This window comes from Pseudomonas sp. KU43P, from assembly GCF_033095865.1.
GTDB lineage: Bacteria > Pseudomonadota > Gammaproteobacteria > Pseudomonadales > Pseudomonadaceae > Aquipseudomonas.
Genome location: NZ_AP019365.1, coordinates 4,976,554 through 4,993,804, shown reverse-complemented (window position 1 = coordinate 4,993,804; position 17,251 = coordinate 4,976,554). Strand labels below are relative to the sequence as shown.

Below are 17,251 nucleotides of genomic sequence, written 5' to 3'. Positions count from 1 at the left end.
ACGAACAGGGATGGCCAATTGCCAATATCTAGCGTTGTCCTGCTGGCCTGGCTTGCCTTGTGCTCGGGGCAGGATATGCGTGAGCGGCAAATCTCCAACGTCTTCACGCTGGGCGGTGCCGCGTGTGCGCTGGCATGGCTACTGGCGACCGGACACAGCTGGGTCGGCGCTCAGGCCAGTGATGCCGGCTGGGCGCTGGCCATCGTGTTGTTGCTGACGTTGCCGGGGTATATGTTCGGTCGCTTTGGTGCCGGTGACGTCAAGCTGCTTGGCGCGCTGGCCCTGGCCACCAGCCAGGCGTATGTGCTGGGCACCTTTATCGGGGCTGGTGGGGCGATGCTGCTATGGGCGCTCGCCAGGCGGCTGTGGCGGCGCGGGGCAGGGCAGGCGGGCGACAAGCAGCCGTTCGCACCCAGTGTGCTGGTGGGGTTCGTGCTGGCCAGTGTGTGCTTGTCTTGAGCAGGCCCGTTTCAGTTGTTGCTCGACTTCACCCGCTCCCAGCGATAGAAATCCGGGATAGCGTATTTGTACGTCTCCAGCCAACGCTGCTTCGACAGGTCGCGCTCGCGTGCCGTCTGCACCTGCAGCTTGTTCGATGCCTGCTCACCACTGGACTGCACCTGGAGCAACGCTTCGGTCGCGGTCAGCTCAGTCGAATGCTGGTGTGGGGCGTCATCTGCCCAGGCCGAAAAGACGCTGGCGCAGCACGCCAGCACAATTGCAAAGCGGATCATCAGCCTCTCCTTTGCGTCAGTTGAGCATCTCGGTCGAGCGATTGGCCGAGGCCAGCGGCCCGCGCCCGCTGGCCTTGATCTGGCTGAAGCGAGCCTGGGCCTGGGCAAACTGCTCGGGCTTGAGCCCGAGCCGGCTGACCAGGTCGGTAGCCTGCTGCCAGTTGTCCTGCAGCAGCGATAGCGTCACCAGGTTGACCGCCGGCAGCGGGTTGTCATCTTTCAGTTCGATGGCCGTGAGGAATTCGAAGCGCGCCTGCTCATAGCGCCCCAGGCTCATCAACACCACGCCCAAGTCGTTGCGCACGCGCTCATCGGTCGGTGCAAGGCGCACGGCGCGCTGCAGGTTCTGCAGCGCCTGCACGTCGTCGCCACGGGCCGAGGCAAGCTGGCCAAGGCCGTGCTCGCCTTCGGCGGCCAGGCAGCCGCCCAGCAGGCTGCGGTACAGCGGCTCGGCCTCGCTGCGCCCGAGCAGGCGCGACACCCGAGCTTTGCGCAGGCGTACCTGGTCGAGGGTGTTGGGCAATTGCTCCAGGTGCGCCAGGCTGGCATGCGGGCGGCCTTCGTTGAGCATCTCGTCCGCCAGGTTCAGCGACAGTTGTTGGTCGGCGTCGGGCTTGGTGCAACTGGACGTACCGAACAATTGCCGCAAGCTCTCGGGCTGTTGGCCGGCGCAACCGGCCAGCAGCACCAGGCTGGTGAACAACAGGATTGCTTTCATCCTCTCTCCCTAGGGGCTCAACGCCCGCGCCAATGCAGAAAACCCCGGCCCGGCCAGGACGATGAGCAACGCCGGGAAGAGGAATACCATCATCACCGCCGACATCTTTGCCGACATTTTCGATACCCGTTCCTGCAGGCGCGTCAGGCGCCGGTCATCCAGCAGATCCTTGAGCGCCAGCAGCGACTTCATCGCGCCACTGCCCTGTGTCAGCAATTGCTGGAGAATCACGCAGGTGTCGGTGAATTCGTCCACGGCCAGCACCCCTGCCGTCTTTTCCAGTTCCGGCCCGAGCGCCAAGCCCGAGTCCACCCGGTGCAGTATCTGGCGCAGCTCTTCGCTGATCTCCGGCACCAGCGCTCGGCCTTCCCGGCTCAGCACACGCAACGCCTGCTCCACGGCCAGCCCGGTTTCGAAGAGGATGCGCAGCAGCGGAATCATCAGGCTCACTTCCAGGGCGATCCGTTGCTGGCGGCGTTTGGCGGCGGCAGCCAGCACGCGCTTGGGCAGCAGATAACTGGCCCCCAGCGCGCACAGTGGCCAGATCAGCCAGTGCGCCCCATCACCGCCGCTCACACCTTGTTGCAGCAGCAAGGTCAGTACGACCGTCACTATCGGCAACCCCAGCTGCACGGCGGCGAACAGCGCTCGCTGGCGGCTGCGACGCCAGCCGACACGGTCGAGCAGCGCCTGGCTTTCACCGTCCAGTTTCTGCAAGCGTTGCCCCAGTGGGCTGCTGCCCAGCCAGTGCAGCCAGTCACCGAGGCGCTCGTCGCGCGCCAGCCGCCCTTGCAGCCGCCGAGCGACCAGGTAGCGGGCCCGCAGCTGACGGGCGGCCTGCAGGCCGAGCAGGCAAGCCGCCAGGAACAGGCACAGGGCGCAGAGCAGCAAGGCCATGGTCACAGGCTCCTCATCATGCGCCACAGTACCAGGCAGCCAAGCACCTGCAGGGCGAATGCCAGCAACAGCATCATCTGGCCGCTGCTGTCATGCCACATGGCCAGTAGATAGCGCGGGTTGGCCATCAGGAAGTAACCGGCCATGCACAGCGGCAAGGCGCCGAGAATCATCGCGGTGATACGGGTTTCGCCGGTCATGGCCTTGAGTTGGCGGGCGCCTTGTTCACGCTCGCGGATCAGCTTGATCAGGTTCTCCATCAGCTCGCTGGTGTTGCCGCCGTAGCGCTGGTTGATGCGCAGCCCCATGGCGAACAGGCGCAGTTCGTCCTGGTCATACAGCTCGGCAAACTCGCTTACTGCGTCGTCCAGCGGTACCCCAAGCTGCACGTTGCGCCGCACCCGGGTCATGGTCGAGCGCAAGGGTTCACGGGTGCCATCGATACCCCCGAGCACAGCATCGTTGAGCGTGCGGCCAGCCTTGAGGCTGCGCACGCTGTAGTCCAGCAACGCCGGCAACTGCTCTACCAGCTGGCGCACACGTCGCCGGTACAGGGCGCTGAGGGTGAAGTAGGCCAACAATGGCATGCTCACCACCACCATCAGTGCAGCTACCCAGCCGGCGCCCAGCAGGGCCACTAGCGCCAGGCCCAGCCAGGCAAACAGCCAGCGCTGTGGGTGCCAGTCGGTGGCGCCCAGCCCTGCCCGTTGCAGCAGCGGCTCAAGCCAGTCGCGCCGCGTATTGCCACTGCGTACGACCTGTACGGCCCGCCCCAGGCGCTGGAGAATCCGCTGTTCGCTGCGCTTGTACAGGCCCTTGCGAAACAGCACCAGGGAAACGCCCATCAGCAGCGGCGCCAGCGCCAGCAGCAGGGGGCCGATCATGGCGCACCTTCAAGGCGCAGCTTGCTGCCGGCAGGGTTGGGCGCTTCACGCAGGAAGGTGTCGCCGCCGCGCCGATCGAGGCGGAACAGGGTGTTGGTCACGTACACATCGTCGCGCACACCCACCACTTCCAGCACCTCGCTGACGCAGCGCCGGCCATCGGGCAGGCGGGCAAGCTGGATCACCACGTCGAGCGCTGCGCAGACCATCTGCCGCAAGGTCTTCTCGGCGATCTGCCGCCCGCTCAGGCCGACCAGGGTTTCCAGGCGCAGCAGGGCATCCTGCGCGGTGTTGGCGTGCACGGTGCTCATCGAGCCGTCGTGCCCGGTGTTCATGGCCGTGAGCACATCGAGCACTTCGGTGCCGCGGATTTCACCGAGGATGATGCGGTCCGGGCGCATACGCAGGGCGTTGCGGATCAGTTCGCTGGCCTTGATCTCGCCGTGCCCCTCGGCATTCGGGGGGCGGGTTTCCAGGCGTACCACGTGGGGGTGGTGCAGCTGCAGTTCGGCCACGTCTTCGATGGTGACCAGGCGCTCGCGCGGGGCGATCATCTGGCTGAGGATGTTGAGCAGGGTGGTCTTGCCGGTGCCGGTGCCGCCGCTGACCAGGATGTTGCAGCGCCGACCCACGGCACGTTCGAGGAAGTCGAAGATGTGCTGGTCGATGGCCCGGGTGGCGAGCAGGTCGGCACTCTTGAGCATGTCCTGGCGGAACTTGCGGATCGACAGGCACGGGCCATCCAGCGCCACCGGTGGGATGATCGCGTTGACCCGACTGCCGTCCGGCATGCGCGCATCGACCATCGGCGAAGATTCGTCTAGGCGCCGCCCGAGCGGAGCCAGGATTCGCTGCATGACGCGCTCGACGTGATGCGCATCGATGAACCGCAGGTCGGTCTGTTGCAACTGGCCGGCCCGCTCGACGAACACCCGGTGTGGCCCGTTGACCAGGATCTCGGTGACGCTGGCATCGCGCAGCAGCACCTCCAGTGGGCCGAACCCGGTCAGCTCGTCGACCAGCTCTTCGGCCAGGCGCTCCATTTCGTAGCGTGACAACGCCAGGCGCAGCCGCGCGACGTAATCGCCGACCTGCTCCAGCACGAACTGGGTCAGTGCCGGGCGCGCGCCTTCCAGCAGGTTGCGGCCGCTGTCTTCGATGGCATCGATGGCAAAGCGGTGCAGTGCGCGCTTGAGTGCATAAGGGTCGCTAGAGGCATGCTGCTGGCCGCCAAAGGGTAGGTCGCCGTTCATTTGCTGCCCCACAGCCGACGCAGCCAGGTGAAGGCCGGTGGCGAAAGGTTTTCCGAGCGCTGCGCCAGCCGTTCACCCAGGCTGCGCAGGGCTTGCGTCAGGTTTTCGCGCGGGGCCAGTTCGAACAGGCTCAGGCCCTGGTTCTTAACGTTCAGCCGCAGCTCGGCGCTGTCGGGCATGACCTTGAGCAGGGGCAAGCCATAGCGCTTGGCCAGGCTGTCGGCATCGGGGGCGACGTTGCTCAGGTAGCGGTCGACCAACAGGCTGGCATGTTCCAGCTTGATGCCGTGGTCACGCCAAAGCTCCAGCACTTCGAGGTTGCGCCGGCAGTCGAGGATGTTCTGGTCGGTGTACACGATCAGCTTGTCGCAGTGGCTGACAAGGGTGCGCAGGGCCTCGCTGTCGGCATGGCCCGTCAGGTTCACGACGATGTGCTGGAAATGCTGGCGCAGTGCGCTGAGCAGCATGTACAGCTCGGCCGCGCTGGTCTGGCGCAGCGGCTCATCGTTCTCGGCGTAGGTGAGCAGGCGCAGGCCCTTCTTGTCGCGGGTGAAGGCGCTGTCGATCAGCGTGGTGTCGAGCCGGCGAAGATGGCGCAGGGCATCGCCGAAGTAGAACGATGCCTCCAGCCCGAGCAGGGCCAGGCTGTCGCCACGTGGCATGCCCAGGTCGAGCAGCAGCGTCTGTTGGCCGCTTTCCTGTACCACCCGTGCCAGGTGCGTGGTCAACAACGCGCCGTCGGTGGCGCTCTGCGCGCCGTACAACACGGTCAGGCCGCCCAGGCTGGGGTTGCTGGTGACGGTGGGCATGCGTTTGCCCAACCGCCGTACCAGCCCAGCCACTTCACTGGCGCGCGAGCCGTAGGCGACGAAATCACGGGCACCCGCGCGCATGGCATGCAGCACCAGTTGGTTGTCCATGCCATCGCCCAGCGCGACGATGGCCAGCATCGGTTTGGCTTCCAGCACGCCCTCGATCAAAGCGCACTGGTTGACCAGCTGTTCACGGTCCAGTCCGATGAAAACGAGGTTGCTGAAAGTCGCGTTGACCAGTGCCAGCAGCTCGTCGAGGTTGCCGGCATTGGCGCCTATCACCTGGCCCTGAGGGGCCAGAGCGGTCTGCAGCCATTGCAGGTCTTCCTCGTTTCGGGTGATGCCCAGGAAGGTCTGGTTGAGGCTCTCGTTCATTGTGATAACCCGTTGCGGCCATCGAAGTTGCCGTTTTCCATGAAGAAGAGCCGGCCCCAGCTGGGGTCGTAGGTGCGCAGGCCTTCCCCCGGCAACTGCGGCAGGCGGGCGTTGGCGGCCAAGGGCTGGACCAGGTGCGGGGTGACGATCATCAACAGCTCGGTTTCTTCACGCACCAGGGCCGACTGGCGGAAGAACGCACCCAGCACCGGCAGGTTGCCCAGCCCTGGGAGCTTGTCCACCGATGAGCGGGTGTTGTTGCTGACCAGGCCGCTGATGATGAAACTCTCGCCATCGGCCAGCGAAATACTGGTATCGGTCCGCCGCACGCTCAGCCCCGGCACCAGCGTGCCGGCGATATTCACCGCGTTGTTGTAGTCCAGCTCGCTGACTTCGGGGGCGATCTTCAGGGTGATGCGGTCGCGGCTGACCACGGTCGGCGTCAGCGCCAGGCGCACGCCGAATTCCTTGTATTCGATCGAGACACTGTCACTGCCGGCGCTGGGCACCGGGATCGGGATCTCGCCGCCCGCCAGGAAACTTGCGGTCAGGCCGCTGAGCACGGTGAGGCTGGGGCGCGCCAGGGTGTAGGCGAAGCCGCTGTTCTCCAAGGCATTGATGGCGGCGAGAAAACGGCTGCTGCCGCCTCCCCACACAATGTTGAACACGCCATCGTCAAGCGGAATGGCAGGCGGTGTGATCGGTACCGCACCCGGTGTCACCGAGGTGCGCGGGACCGTACCGGGCGAGCCGATCAGGCTGTTGTTCGAACCACTGAAGAACAGCCGCGCGCCGGCTTCCTTGTACTTGGTACGACGCACTTCGACGAAGCGGATATCGGCCTGAACCTGGCTTGGCAATTGGGCATCGAGCGAAGGCGGCAGGCCCCCCTCGGCCATGTCGACGCTGGCGCGGCCCTTGACGAACAACATGGCCCGATGGGGCGTGGGGGAGCAGGCGGTCCACAGCATGAGCGTGGTATTGCCAGGGCCCACCGCAGTCACCAGGACGGCGCGTTCGCCGCTGGCCTGTACATCGGCCACCTTCGGCTCGCCGACGGCCACGCGGCTGATGGCCAGCGGGAGCCGCAGTTCCTGTTGCAGGCCCTCATCCATTTCGATCACCGAGGGCAACTGGGCGTATGCCTCGCACCCCTTGCCTGCGGCATTGGCCTGAACCAGCACCCCGGCCAGAAGCAGCGCGAGGCACACACGGCCGAAGCCTGGTTTGGATCTGCAACGCTCGGAACTACGCATACTGCATCCTTGCCTTGTCAGGGGGTGTTTTTGTGGTCGGTATTCTGTGCCCCGCGGATCACCTGCATGCCCGCCACGACGGCGACGGGGGCAGGTTGGCTCAGCGGTGCCTGGGACAGTTGGCTAAAGCGGAAGAGTTCGCGGTTGATGCTTTCGACCTGGGGTTGAGCGTCGCGCCCGCTCCAGTAGCGGGCCAGCCGCTGTTCGTCGGCGCTGCGTACGGCCAGGCGCAGGGTGCCGACCTGGGCCGCCAGCATCAGGCGGCTGGCGAAGGCTTCGGGTACGGCCAGCACCACCGTGCGAGTGCCTGAGAGGTTGCCGGCGTTGCCCTGCTCGCGGCGGGCCTTGAGCGCTTCGGCGCTCTGCGCTGGCTGGCCGTCATGGGCCAGGCCCATCTGCTCGCCGACGCTGAGCACACGCAGGGCTGGCAACACGACCTGAGCCGAGGACTGCGGGTTGCTGGTTTCTTCGCGCAGGTACAGCAGCACGTCCACATAATCACCGGGGTACATCTGCCCGGCAGCACCGATGACTTCGTCCACGCCGATCGCAACGGCGCGCTCGTTGGCGCGGATCATTCGTGCCAGCGGCCCACCGCCTTCGAAACTGGATTCTCCCAGCCAACTGCCGGCTGCAAGGGGCCTTGGGCTAGCACGGCCAATGACCTGTTCGATTGCCTGGAACGCGCCGGCGGGCGTCACTTGCAGGCGCTCGACGAGCACGTCGCCTTCGGTGACGGGGGTATTGGCCGGCAGTGCCTTACGCAGTACCACAATCGGCGAGCGCAGGGGTTCAGGGGGCTGTGGGGCAGGCGCTGGCGTCACGGCGACAGGCTGTTCTGTGCCGGCGCCGGCAGGCTCGGGGGGCTCGGCAGGGCGGCTCAGCACGAATCCCCAGTAGCCTGCCAGCAATGCCCCAAGCAGGAAAAGTGCAGCCAGGATCATGGTCATGCGACTGCTCATTTCTGGCCTCCCTGCGTGGAACGAGCGCTGGCAAAAAGTCACTATTTCGCTATTGCACGTTAGTGCAGTCATCGCTTTTCGCCATTGAGGCCAACAGATTTTTTTAACGCTTGCAGTCAAAACCAATAAAAACAGATGGTTAAGTGACAAAAGGGGATTACATCTTTAGGAGTATCACTAAGTGATTAATGCTTTTTTATGTTTGCAGTTGCCACCAGCTTGGCGATTCTTTGATGGCACAAAGGAGTCACTTTGATACCACTGTCGCCGGCGACGCCGCCGCAAGGAGCTGGTCATGAAAAAGATCATCCGTCACTGCAAGCAATTCCTGCGTCGTGAAGACGGCGCTTCGGGTATCGAGTATGCGGTCATCGCGGCGATGGTCGCGGTGGTGCTTGCGGGCTTCGTCACCCCGATCTCGACACAGATCACCGCAATGTTCACCAAGATTCAGGCAATTCTGTAAGCCCAACGTGCACCTGCGGGTATCGCCAACGTCTGATTGGATGAACAGGAGCCACCCATGCAGAACTCTTTCTCGCGTCAGCAGATTCTTTTGGTGGATGACGAGGAAGAGCACCTGCAGGAGCTCGCCGAACTGCTGGAAAACGAAGGTTACTGCTGCCTTGCCGCCGGCTCGGTAAAAACGGCCATGCAGCTGCTCACCCTGAATCCTGACGTTGCGTTGGTCATCACTGACCTTCGCATGCCGGAAGAAAGCGGCATCGGTCTGATCAAGCGCTTGCGCGACCATTGTGAACGCCAGCACCTACCCGTGATTGTCATGTCGGGCCATGCCGGTGCCGATGATGTCAGTGACCTGCTGCGCCTGCAGGTGCTGGATTTCTTCCGCAAGCCTATCTACTACGCACGCTTGTTGGAAACCCTGGACAATCTGTTCCCGCAACCGTTGTTGCAGGCAGTCAAGTACTGACGCCACTTACGAAAACGCCCGGCACATGGCCGGGCGTTGTTGTTCATGGTGTGAATCAGGCGTCCGGGTCATTCAGCTCCAGGACCCCGCGCTTGCTGCGCAGTTTGCCGTAGAAGTGCTCCAGTGCATTGTTCAGCTTGCTGGCAGCACCGTCGACCGCCTGGTCCAGCGAAGTGGCGGTGTGGGTCACGGAAATCGGTTGGTGGCCTTTGGGGCGAGCCTCCATCTGGCAACGTTTGTCATGCGGACCGGGTTTGGCTCCGTTCTCGTCGCGCAAGTGCACCTCGATGCGGGTGAGGTCCTCCTCGTAACGTTCGAGCGTGGCTTCCAGCGTACTGCGGACCCACTCGTTGAGACGGATGTTGCCTTCGATATGGTTGCTGCTGTTGACCTGGATTTGCATGATTCAATCCTTATTCAGCTTGCTCGCATGGAGGCGTGCCTAGGCCCTTGAGGCCCCTGGAATTTCTTCGCCTCTTGACTCTAAGGTCAGGCAACCGAGGGATGATTTCAACCCCTTTATGAAAAAAAAATTGTAAGGCGTGAGGTACGTGGTGGGATTGAGATCGCGCGCCGCGCGGGCGGCGCTCGATCTACGCAATACCCTAAAACCTCAACCGTACCCCAGGCTCAGAACTCAACCGAAGTCTGCACATACAAGGTCCGCGGCTCACCCACGTACTTGCCCTTGTTGTTGTCATCGAACGAACGCGTGTAGTACTCGCGGTTGAACAGGTTCTTCACCCCCACCGCTACCTTCAGGTTGGACAGCTGCGGCCCGAAGTCATACCCGGCGCGGGTGCTGACCAGCATGTAACCGGGGATGCGACCGGTGCTGCCGTCGGCGCTCTCGGTGCCGGTGTTGGCGTTGTCGGCGTACTGGCTGCTCTGGAAGCTGCCATCGAGGTTCAACTGCCACTGCCCTTCGGTATAACCCACGCCCAGGTTGCCCTTGTGGCGTGACGAGAACGGCACCTGATTGCCCTTGTTCGGCCCATCTTCACGGATGGTGGCGTCAACGAAGGCGTAGCTGGCGTGCACGTCGAAACCTGCCAGCGCCGGGCTGAGGCCGTCGAGTGCGTAGCGCACGCTGGTTTCGATGCCCTGGTGGCGGGTTTCGCCGCGGGCAATTACCGAGTCGTTGGTCTGGTTGCTTTCGTACTGGTTGTCGAAGTTGATCAGGAATGCACCGATTTCGGCCTGAAGGTCGCCGTTGTCGTAGCGAGTACCGACCTCCCAGGTACGTGCTTTCTCCGGTTTGACTTCGCCACTGCTGACGCGGTTGGGCATCTGGCTGTACTGCACGCTGCCAAACGAACCTTCGGTGTTGGCGTACAGGTTCCAGGTGTCGGTCAAGTGGTACATCACGTTCAGCGCCGGCAGGGCTGTGTTGTAGCTGCCCTGGTAGCGTTGGCCGTTGAGCTTGTTGCTCTGTTCGGAGTCGATCATCTCGTAGCGCACGCCCGGGGTGATGGTCCAGCGGCCGATGTCGATGCGGTCATCCAGGTAGATGGCGTGGGCCTCGGTGCTGCCACGGGTATCACGGTCATTGCGGCTGGCGGTGGTGGGTAGGTCGCCAGTGACCGGTTCACGGAAGCGCAGTTCATGGCCGGCTTCATTGACGTAGCGGTAGCCGATGCCCAGTTCGTGCCAGCTCTCGCCCAGTGCCAGGCCTTGCGAGAAGCGGGTCTCGATACCGCGCACCCAGTACTCGCGCGGTGACAGCGAAACGAAGTTGCCCTGGTCCAGGTAGCCGCTGCGCAGGGTCTTGGTGAAGAAGCTGTTGACGCTGAATTGGCGGTCGTCCTGCTTGTAGTTGTAGCCGAAGTTGAACAGCGTGCGGCGGCCCCAGAACTTGTCTTTCAGGCGCGTCGACTGGTAAGGGTCGGCGTCGAAGTCGGCGGTGCTCAGGCCACCGGGCATCTGCGCCTCACCCTCGTAGTACTGGGCCATGGCATGCAGGCTGTTGGCCTCGTCGAGTTGCAGCTTGCCCTTGAGAATCAGGTCGTCGATCTGCGTGTCGCTGTGCTCGCGCCAGTCGCCGCCGCGCACGCCCGAGTACAGCAGCGCGCCGCCCAGGCCGTTGTCGTTGGTGCCGCCGACCAGCAGGTTGGCGCTGTTCTTGAAACCGTCCTGGCTGGACGATGGGCTGACCTGGTTCTGCATGGCGGCCTTGAAGGTCGCTTCCTGGGGAATGGCGCGGGTGACGAAGTTGACGATACCGCCGACGTTCTGCGGGCCGTAGCGCACAGCGCCGCCGCCGCGCACCACATCCACCGCATCCATGTTGCCCATGCTGATTGGCGCCAGCGAAAGCTGCGGTTGGCCATAAGGTGCGAAGGGCACCGGGATGCCATCCATCAGTACCGTGGAGCGCGAGGCCAGGCGTGGGTTGAGGCCGCGGATGCCGAAGTTCAGGGCCAGGTCGTGGCTGCCGGTGCCGTTGTTGTCCGGGGCGTTGACGCCGGGGATGCGGTTGAGCACTTCACGCGCCGTGGTGGCGCCGCTGCGTTCGAATGCCTCACGGCGCACCACGTCGCGGGCGCCGGGGTGCTCGAAGACGTTGTCCTGCTGCGCCTCGCCCAGCCAGTCGCCGACGACGGTCGAGGCACCGAGCTCCACCGCAGCACCAGGGGCCGAAACACCTGCCGGCTGCAGGCTGAAGGCGTTATCTGCCTCTTGCCGAGCCTGCAGGCCACTGCCGCGCAACAATGCATCCAGCCCCTGCGCGATGTCGTACTGGCCGTCCAGGCCTTGGGTGGCGAGGCCCTGGGTCAGTTGCGAGCCGAACGAGATCAGTGCACCGCTCTCGCGGCCGAACTGGTTCAGGGCATCTTCCAGCGAGCCGGCGGCAATGTGGTAGGTGCGTGCCTCGGCGGCTTGCAGAGCTGGCGTGACAAGGCCGAGGCTGGTGGCCAGCAGCAGGGCGTGAACGAGCGGGGTAGGGCGCAGGGGCATCGAGAAGGGTCCTGTAAGAAGGGGTTCTGCCTTCTCTGTCACGCGAGGTTGGAAAAATGGCTCAACCGATTGGAAAAATGGTTATGCCCGGGCTTCGACTGTCACCCAGTAGCGGGTGAATCGCCGCACCCGCACGGGCAACGCTACTTCCAGCATCTGCAGGATCCGTTCGCTGTCATCCAGCGGATAGGAGCCGGATACGCGCAGGTCCGCGATCGACTCGCTGCAACCCAGCTGCCCCTGGCGGTAACGGCCAAGTTCGGCAAGAAAGTCCGCCAGGCGCATCTGCGAGGCCACCAGCATGCCGTCGACCCAGGCACCGCTGTTGAGATCCACGGGCGCGATGGCCTGCCAACCGTGCGCAGTGAAGCGCGCACGCTGCCCGGCCAGCAGCGCCTGGCCTGAAAAACTGGCCTTGCCGGTGAACACCGAAACCAGGCTGAACCCGTCGAACTCACGCACATTGAAGCGCCCGCTATCCAGTTGAAGGGCACCCTGGTCGGTGCGCAGCAGCAGGGGGCGCGCATCGCTGACGACATCCAGTGCCAGTTCGCCCTCGAGCAGGCGCACCAGGCGCTGCTGGCCATCGAAGCGCACATCGGCAGCACTGCGGGTGTTGAGTTGCAGCAGGCTGCCATCGGCGAGCTGCATCCGCCGCCTCTGGCCGAGGGGGCTGCGGTAATCGGCCATCAAACCGGGCAATGGGTTGTGCGACTGCAGGCCCAATCCAGTGGCGCTGGCCATGCCGAACAGCAGCAGCGCCTTGAGCGCACGGCGCCGGGCAGCGGAAGGCGGGGCCTGCAAGGTGGCATGCACCACCGGCGAGGCAACGCCGCGCAGGCGCTGGTTGACCTGCTGGATATGCGCCCAGGCCCGCTGATGCTCGTCATCGGCCAGCAACCAGCGCTGCAGCGCCTGTTGCTGAGCCGGGTCGAAGTCATCGCCCTGGGACTCGATCAGCCAGTGCACGGCCTGCTCGGCCACGTGCGTGGAAAACGACGTGTTCACAGGGCGAAGTAGCAGCGCAGGGCTGCCTTGTTCAGGTAGCGTTTGACCGTGGCGAGCGAAATGCCCAGCTCGCGGGCGATCTCGCTCTGGCCCATGCCATCGATCTGGGCCAGGAGAAACGCGCGCTTGACCAGGGGCGGCAGGCCATCGAGCAAGCGGTCGAGCTCCAGCAGGGTTTCGAAGATGATCGCCTTCTGCTCTTCGCTCGGGGCGACGCTCTCCGGTACCTGGGCCAGGGCCTCGAGGTAGGCGCGTTCCAGCTCCTGGCGGCGGAAGTGGTTGCACAGCACACGCTTGGCAACGGTGGCGAGGAAGGCGCGAGGCTCGACCAGTTGCGGCGCTTCGCGCGCCTGCAGCAGGCGCACATAGGTGTCCTGGGCCAGGTCGGCGGCGCTTTGCGGGCAGCCCAGGCGACGGCGCAGCCAGCCGGTCAGCCAGTTGTGATGGGCGTGGTAGAGACCTTCGACCGTGGAAGAGAGGGCGCTGGACACCGAGGATACTCCGGCGCCTGTGTAGCGCAACTGGTAGTAAGAATTGTTCGCATTGTAGTGTGGCCGACTGTTCTCGGCAATCCTCGCTCGGCAGAGGGCGACGGGCAGGCTTTGCTTATGAGAATCCAAATCATTACTATTGCAGCCCCGAAATTTTCCGGACCTTCGCCATGAAGCGCAACGCCGCCGGGCTACCCCTCAGCTACCGCCTGGCCGTAACCTCACGCAGCCTGGCCGCGCTGCTGGGCGGTTACTTGCTGGCGTCCATGGCCAGTGTCTGCATCAGCCTGCTGGCACCGATGCCGCGGGTCGACGCGGCCATGACCGGCATGCTGCTGTCGTTCGTCTTTTACCTGTTGGCCTTCATCTGGTGCTTCGCCTGCCGCAGTGCGGGGCGCGCCTGGTTCGGCGTGCTGTTGCCAAGCCTGTTGATAGGGGCGCTCAACGGGTTCGTCTACTGGATGAAAACCCCATGAAGGAAGGCTTCCGCCAGGCGATGGCCTGGTTGCACACCTGGACTGGCCTGATCTTCGGCTGGCTGCTGTTCGCCATTTTCCTGACCGGCACGTTGTCGTACTTCAAGGATGAAATCAGCCGCTGGACCCAGCCCGAGATACGCCATCATGCGCTCGACCCGGTGGCCAGCCTGGGCTTGGCCCAGCGTTACCTGCAAGCCAATGCCGGGCATGCCGAGAGCTGGATGATCCGCCTGCCCAATGCGCGTGAAGCGGCACTCAGCGTGAGCTGGCGTGAGCCCGGAGAGGGGCGTCGAGGCGGTGTCAGCAAGCAGCTCGACGCCCTCACGGGGCAGCCGGTCGAGGCCCGCGACAGCCGCGGCGGCGAGTTCTTCTACCGCTTCCACTTCCAGCTGCAGATGCCTCACCCCTGGGGCCGTTGGCTGGCGACCTTCTGCGCGTTCATCATGTTCCTCGGCCTGATCACCGGCATCATCACCCACAAGAAGATCTTCAAGGAGTTCTTCACCTTCCGCCATGGCAAGGCCCAGCGCTCATGGCTGGACGGGCACAACGCGATTGGCGTGCTGGTGCTGCCGTTCCACCTGATGATCAGCTACAGCAGCCTGGTGATCTTCATGTACATGGTCATGCCCGCCAGCATCATGGCCAGTTACGGCGGCAGCACCGGCGCGTATTTCAATGAACTGTTCGGCCGTGATGAGGTGCCTAAGGTTTCCAACGTAGCCGCGCCCTTGGTGCCTCTGGAGAGCCTCTATGCCAAGGTTCAGGCGCAGGTACCCGGCGCCGGCATGGGCTATATCCAGGTGCAGAACCCGGGCGACCGCAATGCGCGGGTCAGTTTTACCCAGGCTTCTGCCGACAGCATCGCCTACAAGCGCAGCGCCAACTGGATGTTCGACGGTGCCACGGGCGAGCTGCTGAGCCAGGGCGCGCCGGAAAGCGCGGTGATGATGACCTCGTTCACCTTTGTCGGGCTGCACATGGGCAACTATGCAGGGCCCTGGCTGCGTTGGCTGTACTTCGTCTTCGGCGTCGCCGGGACCGCAGTCATCGGCACGGGCCTGGTGATGTGGCTGGGCAAACGCCAGCTCAAGCACGCCAAGTCCGAGCGGCTACCGGGCGAGTTGCGCCTGGTCGAGGTACTCAACATTGCCAGCATGAGTGGCCTGCTGCTTGCCGTGGCCGGGTTCTTCTGGGCCAACCGATTGCTGCCAGTGACGTGGCCGGGGCGGGCCGACTGGGAGGTGAATACCTTCTTCCTGGCCTGGTTGCTGGCATTGGTGCATGCCGTGCTGCGCCCGGGGCGCAGAGCGTGGGGTGAACAGTTGGCCCTGGGGGCCCTGGCCTTTGCCTTGCTGCCATTGCTCAACGGCGTGGTCACCGGGCAGGGGCTGAACCATTCAATGGTCGAAGGTGACTGGGCCATGGCCGGTTTCGACCTGACTGTGCTGGGTACCGGGTTGTTTCTCGCCTGGGCCGCAAACAAGATGTTGCGCGCGCCCAAGCCCTTGGCCAAACGCGCACCGCGGGTAGCCAAGCCGGTGGTGGACTCGGCCGAGGTAAGCGGATGCTGAGCGTTGCCCTGATCGGTTTTGCCGGCTTCGCCGCCCTGTGCCTGGCCATGGACAAGCATTTCACCGAGCTGCTCGGGCGTAAGCCCGGCCCTGGCCAGTTGCGCCTGTTGCGCTGCGTGGGTTGGTTGCTGCTGGCATTTTCGCTGGTGCTTGCCGTGCAGCTGCGTGGCTGGGCTTCTGGCCTGGTGGAATGGACAGCCGTGTCGATGGCCGGTGCCACTTTGTGGGTGTTCGGCTTGCCCTATCGGCCGCGCTTGATGCTGGGCCTTGCCGCCGTCAGCCTGGTGCTGGGGCCTTTGCTGGCCGTCGTGGGCAGGTGATGCCTTGATCGAGCACGACAACGACGGCACCAGGGCACGTTTCGTACAGGTCTTCATGGCCCAGCGTGCGCGCATGGAGGCGTTGGTCAGCCGCAGGGTCGGTTGCCGCGCGACGGCCTCGGACCTGGTGCAGGAGTTGTTCCTGCGCTTCTGGCGACGCCCTCAGGTCGAAGTCGAGGCGCTCGACACCTACCTGCTGCGCTGTGCCGGCAACCTGGCCATAGACCACTTGCGCAGCGAAGGCAGCCGCGAGCGCGTGGCTGAAGCCGCATTGACCCTGGACCAGGAGGCCACGTGCCAGGCGCCGGAGCAGGCCCTGGAGGTCGACCACGACCTGCAGCGCATTGAAGCCGCACTGCGCGCCTTGCCTGAACGCACCCGGCACATCTTTCTGCTCAATCGTGTGCATGGCTGCAAGTACAGCGAGATCGCCAAGGCCATGCAGCTGTCCCAGAGCGCCGTGGAAAAGCATATGATGCGCGCCCTCGAAGCGTGCAAGGCCAGTATTGCCGAGCCCGCTCTTTCCCCGCGCCGGCCAGGGAGCGCCCGTCGATGAGCCATCCAGAACCCATCACTGCTGCTCAGTCGCAGGCGGCCTTGCACTGGCTGAGCCGCATCAATGAGCAGCCCGGCGTTGCCCAGAGTGCGGCCTTCAAGCGCTGGCTGCTGGCAGATCCGCGACATGGCCAGGCTTATGACCAGGCCCAGGCTGCGTGGCAGCTCAGTGCCGCGCCGGCAGCGCGCCTGGCTCACGAGGAGCACGCCGGTTTGCAGCAGTATCTGGAGGCCATGGCCAAGCCACCCGCCAGGAAACCGTGGCTGCGTGCACTGGCCACGGCTGCCTGCCTGACCCTGGCCGTGGGGGTTGCAGGCGGTTGGCATCCGGGGCATTGGCTGCAGGACCTGCAAGCCGACTTTCGCAGTGGCGATACGGTTCGCCAGGTGACCCTGGCGGATCAGTCCGAAGTGACCCTGGACGCTGGCAGCGCGATCGCTGTCGATTTTCAGCAAGGCGAGCGCCGCGTGCGGCTGCTGCATGGTGCTGCATTTTTCCAGGTCACCCACAACGGCGAGCCGTTCGTGGTGGAGGCTGCAGGTGGCGAGGTGCGGGTGCTCGGTACCCAGTTCGAAGTGCGCGATCAGGGCGAGGGTGCACAAGTCACGGTACGCAGCGGGCGTGTGGCCGTTGCTGCGGCCAAGGGGCAGGGTGCCCGTGAGCTGACCGCCAATCAGCAGATGGCCTATACCGATGGCCACCCGGGAGAGCTGCTGACGGTGGACAGCGACAGCCGCCTGGCCTGGCGCCAAGGCTGGCTGAACTACTACCAGGTGCCGTTGGCGCAGGTGATCGAGGAGCTGGGGCGCTATTACCCAGGGCGGATCGTACTGCTCGATGGCGAGTTGGCGCAGCGCAAGGTCAGTGGCAGTTTCCCAGTGGAGCAGCCGCTGCTGGCGCTGGATTCGCTGGGCAAGGTGATGGGCTTCTCGCGGCGGACGGTGCTGGGGCGGTTGACTGTTATCCGGTAGGGGTCAGTGCCGGCCTCATCGCCGGCAAGCCGGCTCCCACAGGGTGCGGTGCAAGGCGTGAAGCCGGTG

The 17,251-nt window shown here is 64.5% G+C and carries 20 protein-coding genes; 8 read left to right on the top strand and 12 right to left on the bottom strand.

Annotation, left to right across the window (positions count from 1 at the left end; all coding sequences use genetic code 11):
- The first annotated feature begins 24 nt into the window (after nucleotides 1-24).
- The gene (locus tag KU43P_RS22840) at nucleotides 25-459 is read left to right on the top strand and encodes a prepilin peptidase (protein ID WP_317663907.1); all 435 of its coding nucleotides are present in this window, start codon (nucleotides 25-27) and stop codon (nucleotides 457-459) included.
- Between the two features lie 11 nt (nucleotides 460-470).
- On the opposite strand, the gene KU43P_RS22835 is transcribed toward KU43P_RS22840, so the two are convergent.
- The 8 genes from KU43P_RS22835 to cpaB are packed head-to-tail and all read right to left on the bottom strand — an operon-like array spanning nucleotide 471 to nucleotide 7,891.
- Nucleotides 471-734, bottom strand: coding sequence for a DUF3613 domain-containing protein (locus KU43P_RS22835; protein WP_317659781.1), 264 nt, complete (start codon nucleotides 732-734; stop codon nucleotides 471-473).
- A gap of 16 nt (nucleotides 735-750) precedes the next feature.
- Nucleotides 751-1,452 (bottom strand): tetratricopeptide repeat protein, encoded by a 702-nt coding sequence (locus KU43P_RS22830; RefSeq protein WP_317659780.1) that lies wholly within the window; start codon nucleotides 1,450-1,452, stop codon nucleotides 751-753.
- Between the two features lie 9 nt (nucleotides 1,453-1,461).
- Nucleotides 1,462-2,349 (bottom strand): type II secretion system F family protein, encoded by an 888-nt coding sequence (locus KU43P_RS22825; RefSeq protein WP_317659779.1) that lies wholly within the window; start codon nucleotides 2,347-2,349, stop codon nucleotides 1,462-1,464.
- 2 nt (nucleotides 2,350-2,351) lie between these two features.
- The gene (locus KU43P_RS22820; protein WP_317659778.1) at nucleotides 2,352-3,233 is read right to left on the bottom strand and encodes a type II secretion system F family protein; all 882 of its coding nucleotides are present in this window, start codon (nucleotides 3,231-3,233) and stop codon (nucleotides 2,352-2,354) included.
- Nucleotides 3,230-4,486 (bottom strand): CpaF family protein, encoded by a 1,257-nt coding sequence (locus KU43P_RS22815; protein ID WP_317659776.1) that lies wholly within the window; start codon nucleotides 4,484-4,486, stop codon nucleotides 3,230-3,232. Before KU43P_RS22815 ends, KU43P_RS22820 begins: the two co-directional genes overlap by 4 nt.
- Nucleotides 4,483-5,673, bottom strand: a complete 1,191-nt coding sequence (locus KU43P_RS22810; RefSeq protein ID WP_317659775.1) for a pilus assembly protein — start codon at nucleotides 5,671-5,673, stop codon at nucleotides 4,483-4,485. Before KU43P_RS22810 ends, KU43P_RS22815 begins: the two co-directional genes overlap by 4 nt.
- The gene (locus KU43P_RS22805; protein WP_317659774.1) at nucleotides 5,670-6,929 is read right to left on the bottom strand and encodes a type II and III secretion system protein family protein; all 1,260 of its coding nucleotides are present in this window, start codon (nucleotides 6,927-6,929) and stop codon (nucleotides 5,670-5,672) included. The genes KU43P_RS22810 and KU43P_RS22805 overlap by 4 nt, the downstream gene beginning before the upstream one ends.
- A 17-nt stretch (nucleotides 6,930-6,946) precedes the next feature.
- Complete coding sequence (gene cpaB / locus KU43P_RS22800; RefSeq protein ID WP_317659773.1) at nucleotides 6,947-7,891, bottom strand: Flp pilus assembly protein CpaB; 945 nt, start codon at nucleotides 7,889-7,891, stop codon at nucleotides 6,947-6,949.
- Between the two features lie 295 nt (nucleotides 7,892-8,186).
- On the opposite strand from cpaB, the gene KU43P_RS22795 reads away from it, so the two are divergent.
- Together KU43P_RS22795 and KU43P_RS22790 are read left to right on the top strand one after the other, a co-directional pair.
- On the top strand, nucleotides 8,187-8,357 hold the full coding sequence (locus KU43P_RS22795) for a Flp family type IVb pilin (protein WP_317659772.1): 171 nt from the start codon (nucleotides 8,187-8,189) through the stop codon (nucleotides 8,355-8,357).
- Nucleotides 8,358-8,414: 57 nt separating this feature from the next.
- Nucleotides 8,415-8,825, top strand: coding sequence for a response regulator (locus tag KU43P_RS22790; RefSeq protein WP_317659770.1), 411 nt, complete (start codon nucleotides 8,415-8,417; stop codon nucleotides 8,823-8,825).
- A gap of 55 nt (nucleotides 8,826-8,880) precedes the next feature.
- Here KU43P_RS22790 and KU43P_RS22785 read toward each other — a convergent pair whose 3' ends face one another.
- The 4 genes from KU43P_RS22785 to KU43P_RS22770 all read right to left on the bottom strand — a co-directional run bounded on the left by KU43P_RS22785 (nucleotide 8,881) and on the right by KU43P_RS22770 (nucleotide 13,282).
- Nucleotides 8,881-9,228: an HPF/RaiA family ribosome-associated protein gene (locus KU43P_RS22785; protein ID WP_317659768.1), complete on the bottom strand. Its 348-nt coding sequence runs from the start codon at nucleotides 9,226-9,228 to the stop codon at nucleotides 8,881-8,883.
- 227 nt (nucleotides 9,229-9,455) lie between these two features.
- Complete coding sequence (fecA, locus tag KU43P_RS22780; protein WP_317659766.1) at nucleotides 9,456-11,783, bottom strand: TonB-dependent Fe(3+) dicitrate receptor FecA; 2,328 nt, start codon at nucleotides 11,781-11,783, stop codon at nucleotides 9,456-9,458.
- An 81-nt stretch (nucleotides 11,784-11,864) separates the two neighbouring features.
- Nucleotides 11,865-12,791, bottom strand: coding sequence for a FecR domain-containing protein (locus tag KU43P_RS22775; protein ID WP_317659764.1), 927 nt, complete (start codon nucleotides 12,789-12,791; stop codon nucleotides 11,865-11,867).
- Nucleotides 12,788-13,282, bottom strand: coding sequence for a sigma-70 family RNA polymerase sigma factor (locus KU43P_RS22770; RefSeq protein ID WP_317659763.1), 495 nt, complete (start codon nucleotides 13,280-13,282; stop codon nucleotides 12,788-12,790). Before KU43P_RS22770 ends, KU43P_RS22775 begins: the two co-directional genes overlap by 4 nt.
- A 170-nt stretch (nucleotides 13,283-13,452) precedes the next feature.
- Here KU43P_RS22770 and KU43P_RS22765 point away from each other — a divergent pair, with 170 nt between their 5' ends.
- From KU43P_RS22765 to KU43P_RS22745, 5 genes are read left to right on the top strand one after another with little or no spacing between them, the layout of a single operon-like run.
- Nucleotides 13,453-13,758, top strand: a complete 306-nt coding sequence (locus tag KU43P_RS22765; RefSeq protein WP_317659761.1) for a DUF3649 domain-containing protein — start codon at nucleotides 13,453-13,455, stop codon at nucleotides 13,756-13,758.
- Entirely contained in the window at nucleotides 13,755-15,335 is a 1,581-nt protein-coding gene (locus KU43P_RS22760) for a PepSY-associated TM helix domain-containing protein (protein WP_317659760.1), read from the top strand. The genes KU43P_RS22765 and KU43P_RS22760 overlap by 4 nt, the downstream gene beginning before the upstream one ends.
- Nucleotides 15,329-15,655, top strand: coding sequence for a DUF3325 domain-containing protein (locus KU43P_RS22755; protein WP_317659759.1), 327 nt, complete (start codon nucleotides 15,329-15,331; stop codon nucleotides 15,653-15,655). Before KU43P_RS22760 ends, KU43P_RS22755 begins: the two co-directional genes overlap by 7 nt.
- A gap of 55 nt (nucleotides 15,656-15,710) precedes the next feature.
- Complete coding sequence (locus KU43P_RS22750) at nucleotides 15,711-16,211, top strand: sigma-70 family RNA polymerase sigma factor (protein WP_317663906.1); 501 nt, start codon at nucleotides 15,711-15,713, stop codon at nucleotides 16,209-16,211.
- Nucleotides 16,208-17,182, top strand: coding sequence for a FecR family protein (locus KU43P_RS22745; protein WP_317659758.1), 975 nt, complete (start codon nucleotides 16,208-16,210; stop codon nucleotides 17,180-17,182). The genes KU43P_RS22750 and KU43P_RS22745 overlap by 4 nt, the downstream gene beginning before the upstream one ends.
- The last annotated feature ends 69 nt before the right edge of the window (nucleotides 17,183-17,251 follow it).

Excerpts from the sequence above, each read along its gene's own strand:
- KU43P_RS22835 (WP_317659781.1), bottom strand. The coding sequence starts at position 734 with ATGATCCGCTTTGCAATTGTGCTGGCGTGCTGCGCCAGCGTCTTTTCG.
- KU43P_RS22830 (WP_317659780.1), bottom strand. The coding sequence starts at position 1,452 with ATGAAAGCAATCCTGTTGTTCACCAGCCTGGTGCTGCTGGCCGGTTGC.
- KU43P_RS22825 (WP_317659779.1), bottom strand. The coding sequence starts at position 2,349 with ATGGCCTTGCTGCTCTGCGCCCTGTGCCTGTTCCTGGCGGCTTGCCTG.
- KU43P_RS22820 (WP_317659778.1), bottom strand. The coding sequence starts at position 3,233 with ATGATCGGCCCCCTGCTGCTGGCGCTGGCGCCGCTGCTGATGGGCGTT.
- KU43P_RS22815 (WP_317659776.1), bottom strand. The coding sequence starts at position 4,486 with ATGAACGGCGACCTACCCTTTGGCGGCCAGCAGCATGCCTCTAGCGAC.
- KU43P_RS22810 (WP_317659775.1), bottom strand. The coding sequence starts at position 5,673 with ATGAACGAGAGCCTCAACCAGACCTTCCTGGGCATCACCCGAAACGAG.
- KU43P_RS22805 (WP_317659774.1), bottom strand. The coding sequence starts at position 6,929 with ATGCGTAGTTCCGAGCGTTGCAGATCCAAACCAGGCTTCGGCCGTGTG.
- cpaB (WP_317659773.1), bottom strand. The coding sequence starts at position 7,891 with ATGAGCAGTCGCATGACCATGATCCTGGCTGCACTTTTCCTGCTTGGG.
- KU43P_RS22795 (WP_317659772.1), top strand. The coding sequence starts at position 8,187 with ATGAAAAAGATCATCCGTCACTGCAAGCAATTCCTGCGTCGTGAAGAC.
- KU43P_RS22790 (WP_317659770.1), top strand. The coding sequence starts at position 8,415 with ATGCAGAACTCTTTCTCGCGTCAGCAGATTCTTTTGGTGGATGACGAG.
- KU43P_RS22785 (WP_317659768.1), bottom strand. The coding sequence starts at position 9,228 with ATGCAAATCCAGGTCAACAGCAGCAACCATATCGAAGGCAACATCCGT.
- fecA (WP_317659766.1), bottom strand. The coding sequence starts at position 11,783 with ATGCCCCTGCGCCCTACCCCGCTCGTTCACGCCCTGCTGCTGGCCACC.
- KU43P_RS22765 (WP_317659761.1), top strand. The coding sequence starts at position 13,453 with ATGAAGCGCAACGCCGCCGGGCTACCCCTCAGCTACCGCCTGGCCGTA.
- KU43P_RS22760 (WP_317659760.1), top strand. The coding sequence starts at position 13,755 with ATGAAGGAAGGCTTCCGCCAGGCGATGGCCTGGTTGCACACCTGGACT.
- KU43P_RS22755 (WP_317659759.1), top strand. The coding sequence starts at position 15,329 with ATGCTGAGCGTTGCCCTGATCGGTTTTGCCGGCTTCGCCGCCCTGTGC.
- KU43P_RS22750 (WP_317663906.1), top strand. The coding sequence starts at position 15,711 with ATGGCCCAGCGTGCGCGCATGGAGGCGTTGGTCAGCCGCAGGGTCGGT.
- KU43P_RS22745 (WP_317659758.1), top strand. The coding sequence starts at position 16,208 with ATGAGCCATCCAGAACCCATCACTGCTGCTCAGTCGCAGGCGGCCTTG.